The sequence below is a fragment of the Nocardia sp. NPDC058633 genome (genome assembly GCF_042717045.1).
Classification (GTDB): domain Bacteria; phylum Actinomycetota; class Actinomycetes; order Mycobacteriales; family Mycobacteriaceae; genus Nocardia.
On record NZ_JBHXRA010000022.1, the window covers coordinates 34,613 to 56,319 of the forward strand.

The window sequence follows — 21,707 nt, forward strand, 5'->3', positions numbered from 1 at the left end:
CGTGAGCCTCGTCCCGAATGTCCTCGCCACCCGATACGCCAGCCCGGAGCTCGTCGCGCTCTGGTCGCCCGAGAACAAGATCGTGCTCGAGCGCAGGCTGTGGCTGGAGGTGCTGCGTGCGCAGGCCGAACTCGGAATCGATGTCCCCGCAGGGGTTGTCGACGATTACGAACGCGTCATCGACCACGTCGACCTGGCCTCGATCGCCGAGCGTGAGCGGGTCACCCGCCACGACGTGAAGGCGCGCATCGAGGAATTCAACGCCCTCGCCGGGCACGAACACGTGCACAAGGGCATGACCAGCCGTGACCTCACCGAGAACGTCGAGCAGCTGCAGATCCGGCTCTCCCTCGAACACGTCTACAACCACGGCATCGCCATCGTGGCGCGGCTGGCGGAGCGGGCCGCCGAGTACCAGACGCTGGTGATGGCCGGGCGCTCGCACAATGTCGCCGCCCAGGCCACCACGCTGGGCAAACGTTTCGCCTCCGCCGCCGACGAGATGCTGGTCGGCCTCGCCCGGATGCGCGATCTGATCGACCGCTACCCGCTGCGCGGGATCAAGGGCCCGATGGGCACCGCCCAGGACATGCTCGACCTGCTCGACGGTGACGCGGGCAAGCTCGCCGCCCTCGAGCGGCAGGTCGCCACCCACCTCGGCTTCGCGACGGTGTTCACCAGCGTGGGCCAGGTGTATCCGCGGTCGCTGGACCACGATGTGCTCTCCGCGCTGGTGCAGCTGGGTGCCGGGCCGTCGTCGTTCGCGCACACGATTCGGCTGATGGCCGGGCACGAGCTGGTCACCGAGGGTTTCCAGCCGGGCCAGGTCGGGTCGTCGGCGATGCCGCACAAGATGAACACCCGCTCGTGTGAGCGGGTGAACGGCCTGCAGGTGATCCTGCGCGGCTACGGTTCGATGGCCGCCGAGCTCGCGGGCGCGCAGTGGAACGAGGGCGACGTGTTCTGCTCGGTGGTGCGCCGGGTCGCGCTGCCGGACGCGTTCTTCGCCATCGACGGGCAGATGGAGACCTTCCTGACCGTGCTCGCCGAGTTCGGCGCCTACCCGGCGGTGGTCTCGCGTGAGCTCGATCGCTACCTGCCGTTCCTGGCGACCACCCGCATCCTGATGGCGGCGGTGCGCGCGGGCGTGGGTCGCGAGACCGCGCACGAGGTCATCAAGGAGCACGCGGTGGCGGTGGCGCTGGCCATGCGCGAGCAGGGGCGCGAACCCGATCTGCTGGATCGTCTGGCTGCCGACGACCGGATGCCGCTGGACCGCGCGGGCTTGGACGCGGCGCTGGCCGACAAGGCGGCGTTCATCGGAGCGGCGTCGGACCAGGTGTCCGAGGTGGTCGCGCAGGTGCAGAAGCTGGTCGAGGCGAATCCGGACGCCGCGCGCTACACGCCGTCGCCGATTCTCTGACTCGTGCGAATCAGCCCGCCACTGTCGCTTCTCGGGCGCAGCCGGCGGGCTTTCGCGCGTCGAGGTCGATACCGTACGCGGGTGAATCCGTACACGATCTTCGCCGACATCATCGCCGGGGCCGCCCCGTCCTCGAAGGTTTACGAGGACGACGAGGTGCTCGCCTTCATGGACATTCGTCCCGTGACGCCGGGGCATGTGCTCGTGGTGCCCAAGGTGCCCGCGCCGAGTCTGGCCGATCTCGATCCCGCCTTGGGCGGCAAGCTCTTTCAGGTGGGCCAGCAGATCGCCGCCGCGTTGCGCAGCAGTGAAGTGGCCGCCGACGGGGTGAATTTCTTTCTCGCCGACGGGGTCACGGCCGGGCAGGAAGTGTTCCATGTGCACCTGCACGTGATCCCGCGGACGCCCGGCGACGGCTTCGGCCTGCGTGCGCGGCCGACCTCGCCCGCGCGGGCGGATCTCGACTACCTGGCCGGTTCGATCCGGGGCGCGCTCACCCGCTGAACCGAATTCCGGGCGAAGCGGTCATTGCGTACCAGCGAGTTTGCTGAGGAAACGCCGTGAATGTCGAATGCTCAGAGTTCGTTCACCTGTGGGTTACCTTGGACTGTCATTGGCATGCGGTTATGGAGGGTAGGTCGTGCGTCGTACAGGTGTTGCTGCTGCAGTGCTGGCTCTTGCTCTTGCTGTGATCGGACCTGCGGTGGTGCATCCCGCGACGGCGTCCGCCGCACAGATCATCGGGGTCAACGAGATGACTCCGCATCGGACGGCCATCACCGTCACCTCGCCCGCGATGGGCCGCAATATCGACCTCCAGGTGCTGCATCCGGCGGGCGGCGGCGCGCGCGGCACGTACTACCTGCTCGACGGGCTCGACCCCGGCATCGGCCAGAGCACCTGGACCAACGCCACCGACGCCGAAGCCTTCTTCCGCGGCAAGAACGTCAACGTGGTGCTGCCGATGGGTGGCCAGGCCAGCTACTACACCGACTGGATCGCCGATGATCCGCGATTCGGTCGGTACAAGTGGGAAACGTTCCTCACCCAGGAGCTGCCCGGCTTGATCGACGGGCATTTCAACGGCAACGGGGTGAACGGCATCGGCGGGCTGTCGATGGGCGGCAACGCGGCCTACATCCTGGCCGCCCGCCACCCCGGTCTCTATCGCGCCGTAGCCGGTTACAGCGCCTGCCCGGACATCGCGATGGCGGCAGGCGCGATGATGTTCTCCATCGTCAACCGCGGCGGCAACCCCGCCAACATGTGGGGTGCGCCCGGCAGCCCCGAATGGGCCGCGCACGACCCGGCCCTGATGATCGAAGGGCTGCGCGGCAAGGCGCTGTACCTGTCCACCGGCACCGGCATCCCCGGCCCCCACGAGGCCGAACTCAAGCCCACGCTGGCCGAGAACATCTTCCTCGGCGGACCCATCGAGCTCGGCGTGAACACCTGCATGGTGTCCTTCGACCAGCGCCTGCGCGCCGCGGGTATCGGCGCCAAGATCGACTACCACCCGGTGGGCACGCACTCCTGGTCCTACTGGCAGGACGCCCTGCATCACTCGTGGCCGGTGATCGGTCCCGCGCTCGGGGCCTGAGAGCCTCCAGTACCCGACCCGGTTCGACGGTTTCTGCGGCCGACGAGCCGGGTCGCTGCGTGTTCGACCCCCTCGTGCGGGACCGCCGACGGCGAGCGGGCCGCCGATTCGATCGCGTTCGATCGTGGCTACTTCGCTGACCGGCGGCGCACGGTGGCGCCCGCGATCACGCCCACCAGCGAGAGTCCGGCGACGATCAGGACGTAACCCGCGGGCAGGCCGAGGATCTCCACGTATTCCTTGCTCACCACCCGGTCGCGCACGCCGATGTCCTCGGCGGCCGGACCGAGGAGAAAATCGCTGGTGATGGTCCGGGGATCAGGGATGTAGATCGAGAGTTCGGTGAGGTAGTTGTCGCCCGCGGCAAGCGCTTTCAGGTCCGCGTCGCTGGGTTCGCAGACGGGAGCGGCGAATTCGGTGGTGATCGTGTGCGAAGCCGTGTCGGGGTCGACGCGTGACACCCGGTGGTCACCGAAGACGTAGAGGCGGACCCTTTGGGGTGCGGTAGCGGCGGCCGACATGCGCATCGGGTAGACGAGGCGGTCGGAGTCGAAGGTGAGCCGGACCGGGTCGAGGGCGCCGGAGAGGGGCTTCGCGCTGGTGAGGCGCATGGCCACGAAGGACCAGCCCTCGCGCAGATAGGGGTCGAGGGTGGCGCTCACCTCGGGTCGGAGGTGATAACCGTTGGTGTCCAGCCACTCTCGGATGCCGATGAGGTCGCCGCCGCGCAAGGTGGTTGCCTCCAGCGGGCCCAACTGCACCTGGCCGAGCACGTCGGGGCCGGAGCCAGGGGCGGCGCCGGATGCGTCGCTGCCCAGCGAGCCGCTGCCGAACCAGTCGTATTCGGTGACCCGCTCGGGTGCGGTCATCCGCGAGAGCTCGCTGAACGAATCCGGACTCCCGGCCGAGACTGTCGCTGGGGTCGGCGTCGGCACGATCAGCGCCGCGTCGGCACCGGCGAACTGCATCCCCAACCGCATCAGCACGGTCTCGCGCTGTCCGTCCCAGCCCAGGACCGCCGTCTCGCTGTCCACCCGTGCCGAACTGTCCCCGCTGACGACACCGCCGCACGCGCACGCGTTCGCCGACATCACCACCCCGGGCCCCGCGGCCAGCACCACCCCGGCAGTCACGACCAACGCTCGCATTGCGTACCGCATCCCCATGCGGTCAGGCTACGGACAGCGAGCCCCCGGCAGATGCGCAGAACTACTCAGTCGTCGGCGTGCCGCCCGACGTGAGCGCACTGCCGCCGAACGCTGCCGGGGTGAGTTGGCGGGCCCGGTGGGAGCGGGGCGACTACGGTGGACGGATGGCTGGCGAGAATGAGATTGTGTCGGCGCCGATCGCGAAGAGGGCGCCCTTCGAGCGGGTCCACCACGGTGACACGTTCGTAGACGACTACGAATGGCTGCGGGACAAGGAAGACCCCGAGGTCATCGCGTACCTGGAGGCGGAGAACGCCTACACGGCGGCGCAGACCGACCAGCTGCAGCCCCTTCGGGACAAGATCTTCGACGAGATCAAGGCCAGGACGCAGGAAACCGATCTCTCGGTGCCGACGCGGCTGGGCGACTACTGGTACTACTCGCGCAGTTTCGAGGGCAAGCAATACGGCGTGCACTGCCGCTGTCCCGTCGACGCGAAGGCCGAGGGCATCGACGCGTGGACGCCGCCGCAGCTCGAGGTGGGCTCCGCGAGGTTGTCGGCGGGCCCGGACGCGGTAGCGGAGCGTGACCACGCAGGGCCCTCGACAACCTCGCAGTTCGACGCGGCGATCGAGGGCGAGCAGGTGCTGCTCGACAGCAACATCCTCGCCGAGGGGCTGGACTTCTTCGCCCTCGGCGCGTTCTCGCTGAGCCACGACGGCAACCTGCTCGCCTATTCCGTCGACAGCTCCGGCGACGAGCGCTACACGCTGCGGATCAAGGATCTGCGCACCGGTGAGCTGCTGCCCGACGAGGTGGCGGGTGCGGCGCCGGGGGCGACCTGGTCGCTGGACGGCACGCACATCTTCTATCAGACGGTCGACGAGTCCTGGCGACCCGACACCGTGTGGCGCCACCGCGTCGGCACCGGTTCCGACGCCGATGTGACGGTGTTCCACGAGCCCGACGAGCGCTACTGGGTGAGCGTCGGCGCGACCCGCTCCGAGAAGTACCTGATGGTCTGGCTCGGTTCCAAGATCACCACCGAGGGCTGGATCCTGGAATCGGACAACCCCGAGGGGGAGTTCCGAGTGCTGCTGCCGCGTCGCGAGGGCGTGGAGTACTCGGCCGAGCACGCGGTGATCGCGGGCGAGGACAAGTTCCTGATCCTGCACAACGACGTGGTCGACGGGGTGAAGGCGGAGAATTTCGTCCTCGCCGTCGCGCCCGCCACCGATCCGTCGGACATGACGACGCTGGTCGGGCATCGCGAGGACGTGCGGCTCGAGGACATCGACGCCTTCGCCAACCACCTGGTGCTCAGCTACCGGCGCGACGCGCTGCCGCGCCTGTCGGTGTGGCCGCTCACCCCGGCGGGCTTCGGCGAGCTGACCGAACTCGATTTCGGCCTCGAATTGTTCTCCGCCGGTGCGGGTTCGAGCCCGGAGTGGGAACAGCCGACGCTGCGAGTCGGGGTCACCTCGTTCATCACGCCGATGCAGGTGTTCGATTACGTGCCGGCCACCGGTGAGCTGCTGTTGCGCAAAGAACAGCCGGTACTCGGCGGCTACGACGCCAATGATTATGAACAGCACCGTGATTGGGCCATTGCCACCGACGGCACCCGGATTCCGATCTCGATCATCAAGCGCAGCGGGCTGCCCGACGGCCCGAAACCCACTCTGCTCTACGGATACGGCTCCTACGAGGCCAGCATCGATCCGTCGTTCTCGGTGTCGCGACTGTCGCTGCTCGATCGTGGCATGGTGTTCGCGGTGGCGCATGTGCGCGGCGGCGGCGAGATGGGTCGGCTCTGGTACGAGCACGGCAAGACCTTGCTGAAGAAGAACACCTTCACCGACTTCGTCTCCTGCGCGAGCCATCTCATCGACACCGGTGCCACCGCACCGGACCGGTTGATCGCCGACGGGGGCAGCGCGGGCGGGCTGCTGATGGGCGCGGTGGCGAACCTGGCGCCGGAACTGTTCACCGGCATCCTCGCCAATGTGCCGTTCGTCGACCCGCTCACCTCCATCCTGGATCCGTCGCTGCCCCTGACAGTGATCGAATGGGACGAGTGGGGAAACCCGTTGGCCGACAAGGACGTCTACGAGTACATGAAGTCGTACTCGCCGTACGAGAACGTCGAGGCCAAGGACTACCCGGCGATCCTGGCGATCACCAGCCTCAACGACACCCGCGTGCTCTACGTGGAACCGGCCAAGTGGGTCGCCAAGCTGCGCGCCACCAAGACCGGCGACAACGAGGTTCTCCTGAAAACGGAGATGACCGCCGGCCACGGCGGTGTGAGCGGGCGTTACGAGAAGTGGAAGGAAGTCGGCTTCGAGTACGCCTGGGTCCTCGACCGGGTCGGCCTCGCGGACGCCTGATCGTGACGGGTGGGCCCTGGCTGTGTACAGCCAGGGCCCATTTCTTGTCGCCGCGCTGGCCTCGGTGACCCGCATCGAGACGGATCTGATCCGCCGCCGGACCAAACGCGCTGGGCCGCTGACTGTTTCCGCCGCGGTGTCGGGTCGTTGGCGCTGAGTCCTGCGCGCACCGTTCGCGGACCGATCGATGGCAGTCGACCACTGTGTGGTGCGACTGCACCGGCGGTGGTGGTGAGGAGTGCGCCGAAATTCGTTCGGGCGTCATCGGCGCAGCACGCGGGTGTCACCTCGGGCTGTCACCATCAGGTGCATGAACGCTGAGTTGATCGTTTCGGTGTCGGGGATCCGGGATACGACTCGCGATGCCGCGATCGAGTTCGCCGGAGAGATGGACGAGCGGGGCGTGCGTCTGTCGTTGCTGGTCGCGCCCCGATTGAAGGGCAAGTACCGGTTGGTCGAGGACCCGGCGACGCAGTCCTGGCTGCGCGGGCGCAGGCTCGAAGGCGATGCGATCGTGCTGCACGGCTACGACCAGGCGGCCACCAAGGCGCGGCGCGCGGAGTTCGCCGACCTGCCGCGACACGAGGCGACGCTGCGGCTCGCGGCCGCCGATCGGGTGATGGAGCGGGTGCAACTGCGCACCCGGCTGTTCGCCGCGCCGCGCTGGGATGCCTCGGCGGGTGCGCTGGCCGCGCTGCCCGATGTGGGCTTTCGGATGGCGTTCGGGCTCACCAGCATGCTCGACCTGGAACGTGATGTGGCCCAACGTGCTCGGGTGTACGGGATCGGCGAGGGTTTCCGAGCCGAACCGTGGTGGTGCCGGGCGCTGGTGATGGGCGCCGCGCGCACCGCTCGGCGCGGTGGGGTGCTGCGGTTGGCGGTGTCGGCGGCGCAGTTGCAGCGCTCGGGTCCGCGCCAGGCGATGCTCGACGCGGTCGATCTCGCCCTCTATCACGGCGCCCACAGCGATGTGTACCGCTGGGAGTCACACCCGACGGCCAGAGCTGCCTGACCCGGCCACCGCCGCCGCGCGTACCGGCGATCAGCGCGCGGCGGTGGCCCCGGGCCGCCGGCCACGAACGCACCCGTGACCGGTCCGATTTCGGCGGAGTTTCGAGCCTTCCTGCCAGACATGCGGCGGTTACCATTCAGCGGTTGACGAGTGGTTTCCGTTAGTTGTGTGAGCACAGCAGGAGGCAGCGCTGATGACAGGCACCGCGACGAAAGTCGCGACAACGACGAAATATATGTCCTGGCTGACCTTGGCGCTGATGACCACGAGTTCGGTGGCCAGTCTGCGGTCGGCGCCCACGATGGCCGTCTACGGATTGGCCTGTGTATTCCTCTATGTCATTCCCGCGATCCTGTTCCTGATGCCGACCTCGCTGGTCGCCGCGGAACTCGCGTCGGGATGGTCGGGCGGGGTGTATCAATGGGTCAGTGAGGGCTTGAGTAAACCGCTCGGATTTCTTGCCGTCTGGTGCCAGTTCGCCATGACGATCTTCTACTATCCGAGCTTGCTCGCTTATGTCGCGAGTACTTTCGCCTACATCATTCATCCGTCGCTGGCGTCCAACGGCCTGTATGTGGCGATCGTGATCATCACCGTGTACTGGGCGGGTGTGTACGTGTCCTCGCAGGGCACCAAAACGGTGGCCGGGCTGTCGAGTATGGGGCTGGTCATCGGCACGCTGATTCCCGGCACAGTGCTGGTGGTCCTCGGGCTGGTATTCCTCGCGCAGGGCAATCCGTCCTCGGCCCCGATGGACTCGTCGCACCTGCTGCCCGCCTGGGCCGGGTTGGCGAGCCTGGTGCTGATCGTGAACAACTTCCTGTCCTACGCCGGGATGGAGATGAACGCGGTGCACGTGTCGTCGCTGAGGAATCCGGCCAAGGAATTCCCGAAGGCGATGTTTCTGGCCATGGGCCTGGTGCTGGTGATCTTCATCCTGCCCGCGCTGGCGATCAGCTGGGTGGTTCCCTCGGCCGGGCTGAGTCTCACCGCGGGTGTGATGCAGGCCTTCGACGCCTTCTTCGGCCATTTCGGGATCAGCTTCCTCACCCCGATCGTCGGCATCGCGCTGGTGGCCGCCGCGCTCGGCGGCATGCTCACCTGGCTGGCCGGACCGTCCAAGGGGCTGTTGCTGATCGGACGCAGCGAGGGATACCTGCCGCCGATCCTGACCCGGCTCAACCGGCACGGCGTGCAGCAGAACATGTTGGTGGCCCAGGGCGTGTTCACCACGTTCATCGCGCTGCTCTACGCGTTCATCCCCAATGTCTCCAGCGCGTACTGGATTCTGTCGGTGATCACCACGCAGGTGTACCTGATCATGTACGTGCTGATGTTCGCTGCGGCCGCCAAGCTGCGCAGAAACGATCCCGACCACCCGCGTGGCTACCGGGCGCCCGCCCTGATGGCGCTGTGCGGGCTCGGCGCCGCCTCCTCGATCGCCGCGTTCACGATCGGCTTCGTGCCGCCCTCGCAATTCGGCGCGGGCAGTCCGTGGGTGTACGTGCTCATCGTGGGCGGCGGCATGGGCATCGTCGGGCTGCTCATCCCGTACCTGTTCTACCGAAATCGCAGGGACAGCTGGAAACTCGCCGTAGCGGAGCAGGAGAAGCCATGACGACCGGAGACGCTCCCGACCGCACCCGGCGCTGGATCTACGTCACGACCGGTGTGCTGCTCGTGGTGTTCGCCCTGACCGGGCTCTTCACCTTCACCGCGATCCGCGACAACACCCAGGCCGCCGCGAAAGCCGAACAGCTGCACAACGATCTGGCTGCCGCCGGCCTGCCCGCGCCGGAGGCGAGCGTGATCGCCGCCGCGCTCGGCGACGACGGCGGATCGGTCTGCCACGATCCGAACTCGCCGATGATCAAGGCGAAATACCAGGCCTCGATCACCAACGGTGCGGCCGGGCCGGGACAGCGTCCGGTGATCGGTCCGCGCGACGCCACCCACGCGGTGGCGCTCGCGATCGCCGTGTACTGCCCGGACCGCCTGCCGGACTATCTCTCCCATCTCGACACCCTGAAGCTGGACGACACGACGAAATGAGGCCCGACGAGATGACCGACGATGTGACGGCGCTGCGCGGCAAGGTCTCCGGACTGATGGGGCAGGCGAAAAAGGATCTGGCCCAGCTCGTTTCGATGAAATCCGTCGCCGACCCGCGACAGTTCCCAGCCGCGGGCTGCGAGGAGGCGGCACAGTGGGTGGCCGACGCGTTCGCCGCGGCGGGACTGACCGAGGTCGGCCTGCACGAGACACCGGACGGCAGCAAGGCCGTCATCGCGTCGAAGCCGGGACCGCCCGGTACCCCCACGGTGCTGCTGTACTGCCACTACGACGTCCAGCCCCCGCTCGACGATGCCGCGTGGGAGACGCCGGTCTGGACGTTGACCGACAAGGACGGGCGCTGGTACGGGCGCGGAGCCGCCGACTGCAAGGGCAATATCGTCACGCATCTGACGGCCCTGCGCGCGATCGGACCCGACTTCCCGATCGGGATCAAGGTGGTGGCGGAGGGTTCGGAGGAACAGGGCACCGGCGGTCTCGAGAAGCTCGTCGTCGCCGAACCCGCTCTGCTGCGATCGGATGCGATCCTGGTCGCCGACTGCGGCAACTTCGCGGTGGGGGTGCCGACGTTCACGCAGACGCTGCGCGGGATGGTGAATGTGGTGGTGACGGTGAAAACCCTCGAAGGGCCGATGCATTCGGGAATGTTCGGCGGACCGGCCCCGGACGCTCTCGCCGCGATGATCCAGTTGCTGGCGTCGTTGCGGGACGCGGACGGCAACACCACGATCGACGGTCTCACCGACGACCAGACGTGGACCGGCGTGCAGTACCCGGCCGCGGACTTCCGGTCCGACGCGGGTGTGCTCGACGGGGTCGACCTGCTCGGCAGCGGCACCGTGTCGGACATGCTGTGGGCGCGACCCGCGCTCACGGTGCTCGGGATGGACGTGCCCGCGGTGATCGGGTCGTCGGCGGCGATCCAGCCGAGTACCCGCGCCCGGCTCAATCTGCGCATCCCGCCGGGCACCGAGCCGAAATCGGCCTACGACCTGCTGGAAAAGCACTTGCGGGCGCACCTGCCGTGCAACGCCCACCTCGACATCGAACTCGAGGCACTCGGCGAGCCGTTCGTCGCCTCCGAACACGGGCCCGCCCGCGACGCGCTGGCCGAGGCCATGCAGACCGCCTACGGGCGGCCCGTCACCACCGAGGGGCAGGGCGGATCGATCCCGCTGTGCAATGTCTTCGCCGACACCTACCCGAACGCCGAGATCATGCTGATCGGCGTCGAAGAGCCGAAATGCTTGATCCACGCGCCCAACGAGAGCGTGGACCCCAGCGAGATCGAGCACATGGCGCTGGCCGAGGCGTTGTTCCTGACCAATTACCGCTGAGTCAGAACTGGCCCTGGTCCTCGGGCTCGATGACGCGGAACTCGGTGCCGGCCGGGGCCATTTCGGTCAGCCTGCCGAAATAGATGCCGTGGGCCGAGGCGTCGATGATGCCGTGGTGGATGGGGACCGCGGTGCGGGGATTGACGGCGCGCAGGTAGTCGACGGTGTCCCAGATGCGCATCCACGGCGCGACGGCCGGGATGGCGAGCACGCCGACCGGGACCGGCGGCACCCACAGCGAGTCGCCGGGATGAACGAGCTGAGCCGGGTCCGTCTCGGTGCCGAGTTGGAAGACCGTGTTGTCGATCACCGGGATCTCCGGGTGGATCACCGCGTGCCTGCCACCGCCGCCGGTGATCTGTAAGTCGCCGATATCCAGTACCTGACCAGCTGAAACCGGCTCCCATCCCTCGCTGCGCTGCTGCGCTGTCTGGGGGTCGGACAGCAGGCGGGCGCCGGGATTGTTCTCGATGAGGTCGCCGATCCGGTTCGGGTCGATGTGGTCGGGGTGCTGATGTGTCACCGCGATCGCGTCCAAGCCGGTGATGCCCTCGAACCCGTGGGCGAAGGTGCCGGGGTCGAACAGCACTGTCACGCCGTGCAGTTCCACGAGGATGCAGGAATGTCCGAAGTGGGCGATGCGCATACCCGATGCTAAGCCGCCCCGACCCCGGAACGCGGGCGCGACGGCCGGGTCAACTAGGATTTCTGAGGTAACCCACACACCACATGAGGAGCAACGCGTGGCACGAGTCGTGGTCGAGGTCATGCCGAAGGCCGAGATTCTGGACCCCCAGGGACAGGCCGTGGTCGGCGCGCTCCCGCGTCTGGGGTTCGCTGGAATCTCGGATGTGCGGCAGGGCAAGCGATTCGAGCTCGAGGTGGACGACAGTGTGTCGGACGCCCAGCTCGAGCAGATCGCCGAGGCGCTGCTGGCGAACACGGTGATCGAGGACTGGAAGGTCGTTCGGGTCTCATGAGGGAGCGTAGCGAGCTCACAACAGGCACAGCCGCCTCTGCGGTCATGTCGGAGCCGAGCGCCGGCGAGGCGCAGGCATGAGCGCGCGCATCGGCGTAATTACGTTTCCCGGGACGCTCGACGATGTCGACGCCGCTCGGGCGGTGCGGTTGGCCGGCGCCGAGGCTGTGAGCCTGTGGCACGCCGATGCCGACATCAAAGGTGTCGACGCGGTGATCGTGCCCGGCGGGTTCTCTTACGGGGATTACTTGCGGTGCGGGGCTATCGCTCGCTTCGCGCCGGTGATGGGTGAGGTCGTGCGGGCGGCCGGGCAGGGCCTGCCGGTGCTCGGAATCTGCAACGGATTCCAGGTTCTGTGCGAGGCCGGTCTGCTGCCGGGCGCGCTGACCCGCAACGAGGGACTGCACTTCATCTGCCGCGACGAGTGGTTGAAGGTCGAAGCGACCGATACCGCGTGGAGTTCGCGGTATGAGCCGGGCGCGCAGATTCTTGTTCCGCTGAAGTCGGGCGAAGGGCGTTTCCAGGCTTCGGAGAAGGTGCTCGACGAACTCGAAGGCGAAGGTCGTGTGGTTTTCCGCTACGCGGGCGAGAACCCGAACGGTTCGCAGCGCGGGATCGCCGGGATCTCCTCGGCCAACGGGCGGGTCGTCGGCCTGATGCCGCACCCCGAGCACGCCACCGAGGCACTGACGGGCCCCAGCGATGACGGTCTCGGCATGTTCTTCTCGGTGATCGACAGTTTCGTCAAGGCCTGATCATCCGATAGCACCGTCCCGGCGCTCAGAGAGCGTCGATGATCTCGAAGTCGACCCCGTTCGCCTGTGCCAGGTGGGCGGGGCCGACTGCTTGATTGCCCAGGAAACCCCGGCGGGTGGCCGGGCCGTCGAGCACCAGCCCGGTTTCCGCGGCGGCGGTGATGGTTTTCACGTCGAGGGTGCCGGTGGCATCGGCCAGGGCGTTCAACAGGTGGATCGCCTCGTAGGTGGAGTTGCTGAAAGTGGTGAGCGCCGGGGCGAATCGGCCCTGGTGTTGCTGGTAGCGGGCACGCCGGGATCGGCCCTCCGCGGTGTGGCTGTCGATGAAGAAACTCGAGGCCACGTAGAGGTTGGTGTTGGCGGCCGGGCCCGCGCTGAGCAGCACGTTTTCGTCGACCGCCGGGCTCAGGCGTGCCATCACGGCGGGCAGGCCGGTGGCGGCGAATTGCCGATTGAAGCGGGCGGTGTCGGCGCCGACCATCAGGATCAGGACCGCGTCGGCCAGCAGCAGCGCCGGGTTGCGCAGGAAGTCGTCGAAGACGGTGGTGCCGAGGGGCACGTAGTGCTCGACGACGATATCGGCCCGGTCGGGCAGCGAACGCCGCAGGGCGTGGGCCGTTCGGCGGGGCCAGATGTAGTCGTTGCCGATGATCGCCCAGCGGCGCACGCCCAGTTCGCGGCCCATCCAGGCGGCCGCGGGCACCGTTTGATGGTCGGGATGTTCGCCGACCAACAGCACGCCGGGGCGTTCGTCGCGAAGTCCCTCGTGGTCGGTGGCATAGAGGTAGGGGACGCGGGCGTCCACCGCTTCGGCGACCGCTCGGCGCACGGCCGAGGTGTGCCACCCGGTGATCGCGCCGACCATCCCGGTGGCCAGGAAGGCCGCTACTTCGGTGGCGACTTCGCCCGGCTCGCGGCCGCCGTCGATGGTGGTGAGCTTGATTTCGCGGCCGAGAATTCCTGTGCCGCTATTGATTTCGTCTACGGCCAGGGAAATGGCGGCGGTACACGATGGTGCGAAGATGCCACCAGGGCCCTGCGTGGGAACGATCGAAAGAATCTCGATCGTTTCATCCCGGCTCTGGCCGTATAAAGGCATTCTGTACTCTATCGCCCAGTGCGAACAGGATTGTTCGAATGAATTTCTCGGCAGGTGGGAATGCAATCGGTGGCCATCACAAGTGGGTATTCCACGCTGCACGGCGCCCTGCGCTCCGCGGAGCGCAACTGGGTAGGTCGGCTCGAATCGGCGCTGTCGGCTGACAACCTCACGGCCGACCACTGGGCGATCCTGTCGCAGTTGTCCACCGACGACGGGATGACGATGTCGGAACTGGCCGCCCAGGCGCGGCTGGCACCGTCCTCGGCCACCCGCCACGCGGACAACCTGGCCGAACGCGGGCTGATCTTCCGGGTCGCCGCCACCGACGATCGTCGTCGGATCCTGATCGGCTTGAGCAGCCTCGGGTCCAAGCTGGCCGCGCGAATCCGCGCGCAGGAGAAGCTCGCGGAGGAAGAACTGCGATCGCGCCTCGGGATCCGCCGCTACGGCGACCTGCTGGCCGCGCTCGCGGTGATCGCCGAACGAGACGACTGATCCGGGCACCGGTATTCCGGGGCGGAGTGCCGGGCCGATCCATCGTGCCTAGGATCGCAGGATGCCGGTTTCTCTGACAGCGGCCACGGCCAGCGGATTATGTGCCTTCATCGATGCCTCACCCTCCCCGTTCCATGTGTGTGCGACGGTGGCGGCCGAGCTCGACGGCAACGGGTTCACGCCGTTGACCGAGGCGTCGGCGTGGGACGACGCGGGCGGGAAACACTATGTGGTGCGCGGTGGTTCGCTGATCGCGTGGGCTGATTACGACGCGGTGCCCGCCGCTCCGTTCCGGGTGGTCGGCGCGCACACCGACAGTCCCAACCTGCGCGTGAAGCAGCATCCCGATCTGGCGGGGGCCGGGTGGCAGCTGGTCGGGCTGGAGCCGTACGGCGGGGCGTGGCTGAACTCCTGGCTCGACCGTGAGCTGGGTCTGTCGGGGCGACTCAGTGTGCGTGAGGGCGCGCGGATGCGCGAGGTTCTGGTGCGGATCGACGAGCCGATCCTGCGGGTGCCGCAGTTGGCGATCCACCTGTCCGAGGACCGGCGCGGCGTCACCCTCGACCCGCAGCGGCACGTCAACGCGGTCTGGGGAATCGGTGACGCGCCTGGCTCGTTCCTCGACTTCGTCGCCGAGCGGGCCGAGGTCGACGGCGCCGATGTGCTCGGCTGGGAACTCATGACCCACGACCTCGCGGCGAGCACGATCGTCGGCCGCGATCTCGATCTGGTGAGCGCGCCGCGACTCGACAACCAGGGCACCTGCTACGCCGGGCTGCAGGCGTTCCTCGCCGCCGCCGACGAGCCGGGGGCCGCGACGGCGGTGCTGGTGATGTTCGATCACGAGGAGGTCGGGAGCCAGTCCGATCGGGGAGCGCAATCGGATCTGCTGCCCGCGGTGCTGGAACGGATCGTGCTGGCCCGCGGCGGCGGGCGTGCGGACTACCTTGCCGCCCTCGCCGGTTCGGTGGTCGCCTCCGGTGACATGGCGCACGCGACGCACCCGAACTACCCGGACCGCCACGAGCCCGCGCACCGCATCGAGGTCGGCGGTGGACCGGTGCTCAAGGTGAATCAGAATCTGCGCTACGCCACCGACGCGGCGGGCGCGGGCGCGTTCGCGCTGGCGTGCGCGCAGGCGGAGGTACCGCTGCAGCGCTACGTCCACCGCGCCGACCTGCCGTGTGGATCGACCATCGGCCCGATGACGGCCGCCCGCACGGGGATGTCGACCGTCGACGTCGGCGCGCCCCAGCTCGCCATGCACTCGTGCCGTGAACTGATGGGCGCCGCCGACGTGCCCGCCTACGCCTCGGCCCTCGCGGCCTTCCTGACCCCGGAAAGCACGGACTGACCCGATTCGGCGGCGTCGACGACCGGGGTGCTCAGTTCGGCGGGAACGCTGTTCCGGGCCGAAGTCCGGGCTGTGGGTCGACCGCGAAGTCGCGCGGTCCGCGCTCCTCGCCGATCGCGGTGCTCAGGTGCTCGCGAGTTCCGGCGTAGCCGAGGACTTTCGGGCCGGTCGGTAGGTGATCGCGGCATAGGTGATCACAGCGAACGTGGCCCACACATAACTGCTGCCGATGATCTGCTGCCACCACGCCCAGGCGAGTTCCTTGTCGCCCGAATGCGGCAGCACCCACTGCGGGCCCACGATGAACATCACCGTGAACAAGGCGACGACAGCGCTGAAGGCCAGGGAGCGGCGGCGGTCGGCCAGACTGACGGCGACGACCAGGGCGGGCGCCACCCAAACCCAGTGATGCGACCACGACACCGGTGAGATCAACAACACCGCCGCCGCGTTCACCAGCAGCGCGCCGACATCGTTGCCCGCACCGATCAAGCGGTACATCCACACCGAGGCCAGCGCGATCGTCAGCACCGACAGCCCGATCCACAGGCCCGTCGCCAGCGATTCGTCCATGCCGAGACGGAACAGCGTGCCCTTGATCGACTGGTTGCCCGCGAAGTACGGCGTGCCGATGCGGCCGGTGTCGGAAACGGTGTGGAACCAGTACTCGACCGAGTCGTTCGGGAACAGCAGGAAGCCCACGCCCACCGCGCCCGCGGCCGAGACCACCATGGTGGCCGCGCCCTTCCAGTCCCGGCGCAGCAGGAAGTACAGCAGATACCCGGCCGGGATCAGCTTGATCGACACCGTGATGCCGATCAGCATCCCGCGCGGCCAGAACGGCTTGCGCGCGAGAATGTCGATGGTGACCGCGGCCATCAGGATCAGGTTGATCTGGCCGAAGTTGAAGGTCTGGCGAACCGGTTCGAGGAACTGGGCCAGGCCGAGCCCGGCGATCACCACCGTCAGTACCGAGATGCGGTCGAGCTCAGGGCGCACCCGAACCAGCACCAGCCACAGCACGATTCCCAGGCTCGCCAGCGAGGACAAGAGCACGACGACCTCGGCCACCACCAGCGGCATCAAGGCCAGCGGCACGAAGAACATCGCGGCCAGCGGGGGATAGGTGAACGGCAGGCCGAGCCCGTAGACCGGCGGCATCGGGCCGTACAGGTCGCCGCCGTCGAGCCACACGCGCGCGCCGTTGCGGTAGACCTGCAGGTCGATGAACCCGTGCCACCAGTGCGCGAGCAGCGCGACCGCGGCGGAGACCACGAACAATCCGACGGCGATGGTCAACCATCGCCGTTGGCGGTCCGAGTGGCCGGCATTCTGTTCGAGCGAGGTGGAGCTCGGTTTCGCGTCCCGCGCGGGAACGCTCGGTTGCTCGGTAACCCCCTGACTTTCGTTCACGGCCGTCAGAGTAACGGGTACCCCGGTGGCCCAACCGCAAGTGTGACCAGACCGAATCCGGCCACCTCCCCAGCGTGAGGCAGGACGGGCGGCGGGCCGCCTGCCCGCAACCATTAGACTCTGCAGACTAAGTTCCCCCCGGCCGAAAGGACCCTGGTCTCCCGTGACACTGCAGGTCGACACCGTCGCTACCGCCGCAGCCACCCCGGATGCTCCGCAGCCGTACAAGGAACTCGGTCTCAAAGACGACGAGTACGCCCGCATCAAGGAAATTCTGGGCCGTCGGCCCACCGACGCCGAGCTGGCGATGTACTCGGTGATGTGGAGCGAGCACTGCTCCTACAAGTCCTCCAAGGTGCACCTTCGCTACTTCGGTGAAACCACCACCGACGAGATGAAGGCCTCGATGCTGGCGGGCATCGGCGAGAACGCCGGCGTGGTCGACATCGGCGACGGCTGGGCCGTCACCTTCAAGGTGGAAAGCCACAACCACCCCTCGTACGTGGAGCCGTACCAGGGCGCGGCCACCGGCGTCGGCGGCATCGTGCGCGACATCATGGCCATGGGCGCGCGCCCGATCGCGGTGATGGACCAGCTGCGCTTCGGCGCGGCGGACGCCCCCGACACCCGTCGCGTGGTCGACGGTGTGGTGCGCGGCGTCGGCGGTTACGGCAACTCGCTCGGCCTGCCCAATGTCGGCGGCGAGACCGTCTTCGACGCTTCCTACCAGGGCAACCCCCTCGTGAACGCGCTGTGCGCGGGCGCGATGCGCGTGGAAGACCTGCACCTGGCCTTCGCCTCGGGCAACGGCAACCGGATCATCCTGTTCGGTGCGCGCACCGGCCTCGACGGCATCGGCGGCGTCTCGGTGCTCGCCTCGGACTCCTTCTCCGGTGACGAATCCGGCACCGGCCGCAAGAAGCTGCCCGCCGTGCAGGTGGGCGACCCGTTCACCGAGAAGGTGCTCATCGAGTGCTGCCTCGACCTGTACGCGGCCGGGCTGGTCGTCGGCATCCAGGACCTCGGCGGTGCCGGGCTGTCCTGTGCCACCTCCGAACTCGCCGCGGCGGGCGACGGCGGCATGCACATCGACCTGACCAAGGTCCCGCTGCGCGCAGCGCACATGACCCCCGCGGAGATCCTGTCGAGCGAATCGCAGGAGCGCATGTGCGCGGTCGTCACGCCGGAGAACGTGGACGCGTTCATGGCCGTGTGCAAGAAGTGGGACGTGCTGGCCACCGACATCGGTGAGGTCACCGACGGCGACCACCTGGTCATCACCTGGCACGGCGAGACCGTGGTGGACGTGCCGCCGCGCACCGTCGCCCACGAGGGTCCGGTGTACGAGCGCCCGGTGCAGCGTCCCGACACCCAGGACGCGCTGATCGCCGACACCACCGCCGCCCTGAACCGGCCCAAGACCGGCGACGAGCTGCGCGAAACCCTGCTGACGATGATCGCCAGCCCGCAGCTGTGCAGCCGCAAGTGGATCACCGAGCAGTACGACCGCTACGTGCGCGGCAACACCGTGCTGGCCGAACACGCCGACGCCGGTGTCGTGCGCATCGACGAGTCCTCGGGCCGCGGTATCGCCCTGGCCACCGACGCGTCGGGGCGCTACACCTTGCTCGACCCGTACACCGGTGCGCAGCTGGCGCTGGCCGAGGCCTTCCGCAATGTCGCCACCACCGGCGCCACCCCCAAGGCCGTCACCAACTGCCTGAACTTCGGTTCGCCGGAGGATCCGGGCGTGATGTGGCAGTTCCAGCAGGCCGTGCGCGGTCTCGCGGACGGTTGCGCCGCCCTCGGCATTCCCGTCACCGGCGGCAACGTGAGCTTCTACAACCAGACCGGCAAGGACGCCATCCTGCCCACCCCGGTGGTCGGCGTGCTCGGCGTGATCGACGATGTGCACCGCCGCATCCCGACCGGTCTGGGCCTCGAGCCGGGTGAGTCGCTGATCCTGCTCGGCGAGACCCACGACGAGCTGGACGGCTCGATCTGGTCGCAGGTGGTCCACGATCACCTCGGTGGCGTGCCGCCGCGGGTCGACTTCGCCCGCGAGCAGCTGCTCTCGGAGGTGCTCACCTCGGGTTCGCGTGACGGCATGATCTCGGCTGCGCACGACCTGTCGGAGGGCGGTCTGGCACAGACCGTCATCGAGGCGGCACTGGCAGGCGAAACCGGTTGCCGCATCGTGCTTCCCGAGGGTTCGGACCCGTTCGTGCAGTTGTTCTCCGAGTCGGCCGGGCGCGTGCTCGTGGCGGTGCCGCGCTCGGAGGAGACCCGTTTCACCAAGATGTGCGACGCGCGGCAGCTGCCGTGGGTGCGCATCGGCGTGGTCGACCAGGGTTCGGATTCGGTCGAGGTGCAGGGACAGTTCTCGGTGACACTCGCCGAATTGCGCGAGGCGTTCGAAGCCACGCTGCCTAAGCTGTTCGGAGCACACACCGCGTGATCTGACCGGATGAGGAGTCGAGCTTGACCACCGAGGAAACGGGCTCGACTTCTCTGTCCGCGGTGCGCGAGAACGACGCGCACAACAACCTCTTCGTCCGGGGAATGCACCTGGTGGAGAGGTTTTTTCATCCCAATTACGTCGGCCTGGTCGTGGCGACGATGTTCTTCGGGCTGTCGCTGACACCCTCGCTGCTGCCCCGTGACTGGTTCTTCCAAGGATTGGTCAGCGGGATCAACGCGACGATCGGCTACGGGCTCGGCTGTGCGCTGGCCTGGGCCTGGCGCAAGTGGGTCGCACCCCGGATCACCTGGCCCGACCAGGTGGCCTCGGCCTGGGCGCGGCGGCCCGGCTGGCTGCTGGTGGCGGTGAAGAGCGCGATCGTGGCCGCGTGCCTGGTCTTCGCGGTGCTGATGAGCATCAAGTCCTCGACCTGGCAGCGCGAGATCACCGATCTGATGGGGATGGAACCGGTGTCCGACGCGGGATATCCGCGCACGGTGGTGCTCGGCGCGGTGGTGGTCGGCCTGCTGATCTGGATCTCCCGGCTGGTGGTTCGGGTGGTGCGCGCGGTGACTCGTGCGCTGAACCAGTGGGTGCGGATTCCGACTGCCTTCGCCCGGCCGCTCGGGGTGATCGTGGTGGTCGTGGCGGCGGCGCTGCTGTTCAACGGTGTGCTGGCCAAAGGCTTCTTCGCCGTGGCCAATTCGGCGTTCAGCGCGCGCAACAGCCATACCTCGCCGAACGCGATCCAGCCGACGCTGCCCGAACGTTCCGGTAGCCCCGGCTCTTTGGCCGCGTGGGACACACTGGGGTCGGAAGGCCGGTGGTTCGTGTCGAACGCGCCGACGGCACTGGCGATCGGTCAGGTCACCGGCAAGCCTGCGCGTGAACCGATTCGGGTCTACGCGGGGTTGGAATCAGCCGACGGAGTCGAGGCGCAGACCGACGTGGCCATCGCCGAACTCGAGCGCACCAAGGCTTTCGAGCGCAAGGTGCTCGTGGTGATCAGTACCACCGGCACCGGCTGGGTCGATACGACCAGTGCCGAGGCGATCGAGTTGATGTTCGGCGGAGACACCGCGCTGGTGGCCACGCAGTACTCGTATCTGCCCAGCGCGCTGTCGTTCCTGTCCGACCGGGACAAGTCGACGGCCATGGGGCGCACGCTGTTCGACAAGGTGTACGACCGCTGGTCGGCGCTGCCCGAAGACGCCAGGCCGAAGCTGCTGGTGTACGGCGAGAGCCTCGGTTCGCAAGGATCGGAGGGCGCGTTCTCCGGGCTGGCCGATATCCGCAACCGCACCGACGGCGTGCTGTGGGTGGGACCGCCCAACTCCAACCGGCTGTGGGCGGAGTTCGTGGCCAGGCGCGACCCCGGTACCGAGGAGATCACCCCGATCTACGCCGACGGAATGTCGGTGCGGTTCGCCGCGAACGCCGAACAACTCACCGAGCCGTCGCCGATGTGGAACGACCCACGCATCGTCTACCTGCAGCACGCCTCCGACCCGGTGGTGTGGTGGTCGCCGGATCTGCTGTTCGGCAAACCGGATTGGTTGCGGGAGAAGCGTGGACCCGACGTGTCACCGACGATGGCGTGGTATCCGATCGTGACGTTCTGGCAGGTCGCCGCGGATCTTCCCCGCGCGCAGACAGTTTCGGACGGACACGGCCACAACTACGGCAACCTGGTGCCCGAGGCGTGGGCCGCGGTGGCCCGACCACCCGACTACACGCCGGAATTGGCCGCCCGGATCGCGGTGTTCCTCGAAGAGTCGATGGCCACCGAGCGCCAGTTGAAGTGACGAACCGTCCGGCGCCGAACCCCTCGATCGGCGCCGAACGGTCCGGCTCACGACACCGATTTGAACGGATTGTGTTCGGCGATCAGCTGTTCCAGCCGCGCCTCGTCGATCCGGCCGATCAGTGACTGGGTCTCCTGCTGGTCGCGCACGACCTTGGCGAGGGTGAAGCAGCTGGTCACCAGGAACAGGCCCGACATCGCCAGGAACGCGCGCTGCCAGCCGTCCAACGGCAGGTAGGCGATTCCGGCGCCGGTCCCGAACAGGCTGACAGCGAACGCGATCGCGGCCTGGGCCATGTAGGCCGAGGTGTTCTTCGGCTTGGTGTTTGTGCTCATGGTTCTCAGTGTGCTGATCTGCGGC

The 21,707-nt window shown here is 67.9% G+C and carries 19 protein-coding genes; 14 read left to right on the plus strand and 5 right to left on the minus strand.

All coding sequences use genetic code 11. From position 1 onward, the window contains the following. Position 1 precedes the first annotated feature (1 nt). The 3 genes from purB (at position 2) to ACFWUR_RS25820 (ending at position 3,023) form a co-directional block, all read left to right on the plus strand. Complete coding sequence (gene purB / locus ACFWUR_RS25810) at positions 2 to 1,423, plus strand: adenylosuccinate lyase (protein WP_378910213.1); 1,422 nt, start codon at positions 2 to 4, stop codon at positions 1,421 to 1,423. 81 nt (positions 1,424 to 1,504) lie between these two features. After that, positions 1,505 to 1,927, plus strand: a complete 423-nt coding sequence (locus ACFWUR_RS25815) for an HIT family protein (RefSeq protein ID WP_056818792.1) — start codon at positions 1,505 to 1,507, stop codon at positions 1,925 to 1,927. Between the two features lie 136 nt (positions 1,928 to 2,063). Next, positions 2,064 to 3,023 (plus strand): alpha/beta hydrolase, encoded by a 960-nt coding sequence (locus ACFWUR_RS25820; protein WP_378910214.1) that lies wholly within the window; start codon positions 2,064 to 2,066, stop codon positions 3,021 to 3,023. A 128-nt stretch (positions 3,024 to 3,151) separates the two neighbouring features. Here ACFWUR_RS25820 and ACFWUR_RS25825 read toward each other — a convergent pair whose 3' ends face one another. Next, positions 3,152 to 4,189, minus strand: coding sequence for a DUF2330 domain-containing protein (locus ACFWUR_RS25825; RefSeq protein ID WP_378910215.1), 1,038 nt, complete (start codon positions 4,187 to 4,189; stop codon positions 3,152 to 3,154). A 146-nt stretch (positions 4,190 to 4,335) separates the two neighbouring features. On the opposite strand from ACFWUR_RS25825, the gene ACFWUR_RS25830 reads away from it, so the two are divergent. The 5 genes from ACFWUR_RS25830 to ACFWUR_RS25850 all read left to right on the plus strand — a co-directional run bounded on the left by ACFWUR_RS25830 (position 4,336) and on the right by ACFWUR_RS25850 (position 10,983). After that, entirely contained in the window at positions 4,336 to 6,561 is a 2,226-nt protein-coding gene (locus ACFWUR_RS25830; RefSeq protein WP_378910216.1) for a S9 family peptidase, read from the plus strand. A gap of 310 nt (positions 6,562 to 6,871) precedes the next feature. Then, on the plus strand, positions 6,872 to 7,573 hold the full coding sequence (locus ACFWUR_RS25835; protein WP_378910217.1) for a DUF2334 domain-containing protein: 702 nt from the start codon (positions 6,872 to 6,874) through the stop codon (positions 7,571 to 7,573). Positions 7,574 to 7,766: 193 nt separating this feature from the next. Further along, entirely contained in the window at positions 7,767 to 9,191 is a 1,425-nt protein-coding gene (locus tag ACFWUR_RS25840; protein WP_378910218.1) for an APC family permease, read from the plus strand. Beyond that, entirely contained in the window at positions 9,188 to 9,625 is a 438-nt protein-coding gene (locus ACFWUR_RS25845) for a hypothetical protein (protein ID WP_378910219.1), read from the plus strand. Before ACFWUR_RS25840 ends, ACFWUR_RS25845 begins: the two co-directional genes overlap by 4 nt. A gap of 11 nt (positions 9,626 to 9,636) precedes the next feature. Next, on the plus strand, positions 9,637 to 10,983 hold the full coding sequence (locus ACFWUR_RS25850) for a dipeptidase (protein ID WP_378910220.1): 1,347 nt from the start codon (positions 9,637 to 9,639) through the stop codon (positions 10,981 to 10,983). 1 nt (position 10,984) lies between these two features. On the opposite strand, the gene ACFWUR_RS25855 is transcribed toward ACFWUR_RS25850, so the two are convergent. Next, a complete protein-coding gene (locus ACFWUR_RS25855) occupies positions 10,985 to 11,629 on the minus strand; it encodes an MBL fold metallo-hydrolase (RefSeq protein ID WP_378910221.1) in 645 nt (214 codons plus the stop codon). 97 nt (positions 11,630 to 11,726) lie between these two features. Here ACFWUR_RS25855 and purS point away from each other — a divergent pair, with 97 nt between their 5' ends. Continuing rightward, a complete protein-coding gene (purS, locus tag ACFWUR_RS25860) occupies positions 11,727 to 11,963 on the plus strand; it encodes a phosphoribosylformylglycinamidine synthase subunit PurS (protein ID WP_056818769.1) in 237 nt (78 codons plus the stop codon). A gap of 76 nt (positions 11,964 to 12,039) precedes the next feature. Then, positions 12,040 to 12,717, plus strand: a complete 678-nt coding sequence (gene purQ / locus ACFWUR_RS25865; protein ID WP_378910222.1) for a phosphoribosylformylglycinamidine synthase subunit PurQ — start codon at positions 12,040 to 12,042, stop codon at positions 12,715 to 12,717. A 25-nt stretch (positions 12,718 to 12,742) separates the two neighbouring features. On the opposite strand, the gene ACFWUR_RS25870 is transcribed toward purQ, so the two are convergent. Further along, complete coding sequence (locus ACFWUR_RS25870) at positions 12,743 to 13,816, minus strand: substrate-binding domain-containing protein (RefSeq protein ID WP_378910223.1); 1,074 nt, start codon at positions 13,814 to 13,816, stop codon at positions 12,743 to 12,745. 60 nt (positions 13,817 to 13,876) lie between these two features. On the opposite strand from ACFWUR_RS25870, the gene ACFWUR_RS25875 reads away from it, so the two are divergent. Both ACFWUR_RS25875 and ACFWUR_RS25880 read left to right on the plus strand, forming a co-directional pair. Further along, positions 13,877 to 14,314 carry a MarR family winged helix-turn-helix transcriptional regulator gene (locus tag ACFWUR_RS25875; RefSeq protein ID WP_378910300.1) on the plus strand — a complete coding sequence of 146 codons (438 nt, stop codon included), beginning with the start codon at positions 13,877 to 13,879 and terminating at the stop codon, positions 14,312 to 14,314. A 61-nt stretch (positions 14,315 to 14,375) separates the two neighbouring features. Continuing rightward, positions 14,376 to 15,668: a M18 family aminopeptidase gene (locus ACFWUR_RS25880; RefSeq protein ID WP_378910224.1), complete on the plus strand. Its 1,293-nt coding sequence runs from the start codon at positions 14,376 to 14,378 to the stop codon at positions 15,666 to 15,668. A gap of 123 nt (positions 15,669 to 15,791) precedes the next feature. On the opposite strand, the gene ACFWUR_RS25885 is transcribed toward ACFWUR_RS25880, so the two are convergent. Next, a complete protein-coding gene (locus tag ACFWUR_RS25885; protein WP_378910225.1) occupies positions 15,792 to 17,081 on the minus strand; it encodes a glycosyltransferase 87 family protein in 1,290 nt (429 codons plus the stop codon). Between the two features lie 163 nt (positions 17,082 to 17,244). Here ACFWUR_RS25885 and purL point away from each other — a divergent pair, with 163 nt between their 5' ends. Then, a complete protein-coding gene (gene purL, locus ACFWUR_RS25890) occupies positions 17,245 to 19,539 on the plus strand; it encodes a phosphoribosylformylglycinamidine synthase subunit PurL (RefSeq protein WP_378910226.1) in 2,295 nt (764 codons plus the stop codon). Between the two features lie 23 nt (positions 19,540 to 19,562). Next, on the plus strand, positions 19,563 to 21,347 hold the full coding sequence (locus ACFWUR_RS25895) for an alpha/beta hydrolase (RefSeq protein ID WP_378910227.1): 1,785 nt from the start codon (positions 19,563 to 19,565) through the stop codon (positions 21,345 to 21,347). A gap of 47 nt (positions 21,348 to 21,394) precedes the next feature. Here the strand turns inward: ACFWUR_RS25895 and ACFWUR_RS25900 are convergent, their stop codons facing one another. Next, the gene (locus tag ACFWUR_RS25900) at positions 21,395 to 21,682 is read right to left on the minus strand and encodes a YiaA/YiaB family inner membrane protein (protein WP_056818759.1); all 288 of its coding nucleotides are present in this window, start codon (positions 21,680 to 21,682) and stop codon (positions 21,395 to 21,397) included. Positions 21,683 to 21,707: the final 25 nt, after the last annotated feature.

Bases quoted from the DNA above. Each gene is read 5' to 3' on its own strand.
- ACFWUR_RS25870 (WP_378910223.1), bottom strand. From the start codon at position 13,816: ATGCCTTTATACGGCCAGAGCCGGGATGAAACGATCGAGATTCTTTCG.
- ACFWUR_RS25875 (WP_378910300.1), top strand. From the start codon at position 13,877: ATGCAATCGGTGGCCATCACAAGTGGGTATTCCACGCTGCACGGCGCC.
- ACFWUR_RS25835 (WP_378910217.1), top strand. From the start codon at position 6,872: ATGAACGCTGAGTTGATCGTTTCGGTGTCGGGGATCCGGGATACGACT.
- purQ (WP_378910222.1), top strand. From the start codon at position 12,040: ATGAGCGCGCGCATCGGCGTAATTACGTTTCCCGGGACGCTCGACGAT.
- ACFWUR_RS25825 (WP_378910215.1), bottom strand. From the start codon at position 4,189: ATGGGGATGCGGTACGCAATGCGAGCGTTGGTCGTGACTGCCGGGGTG.
- ACFWUR_RS25830 (WP_378910216.1), top strand. From the start codon at position 4,336: ATGGCTGGCGAGAATGAGATTGTGTCGGCGCCGATCGCGAAGAGGGCG.
- ACFWUR_RS25840 (WP_378910218.1), top strand. From the start codon at position 7,767: ATGACAGGCACCGCGACGAAAGTCGCGACAACGACGAAATATATGTCC.
- ACFWUR_RS25880 (WP_378910224.1), top strand. From the start codon at position 14,376: ATGCCGGTTTCTCTGACAGCGGCCACGGCCAGCGGATTATGTGCCTTC.
- ACFWUR_RS25900 (WP_056818759.1), bottom strand. From the start codon at position 21,682: ATGAGCACAAACACCAAGCCGAAGAACACCTCGGCCTACATGGCCCAG.
- ACFWUR_RS25845 (WP_378910219.1), top strand. From the start codon at position 9,188: ATGACGACCGGAGACGCTCCCGACCGCACCCGGCGCTGGATCTACGTC.
- ACFWUR_RS25855 (WP_378910221.1), bottom strand. From the start codon at position 11,629: ATGCGCATCGCCCACTTCGGACATTCCTGCATCCTCGTGGAACTGCAC.
- ACFWUR_RS25850 (WP_378910220.1), top strand. From the start codon at position 9,637: ATGACCGACGATGTGACGGCGCTGCGCGGCAAGGTCTCCGGACTGATG.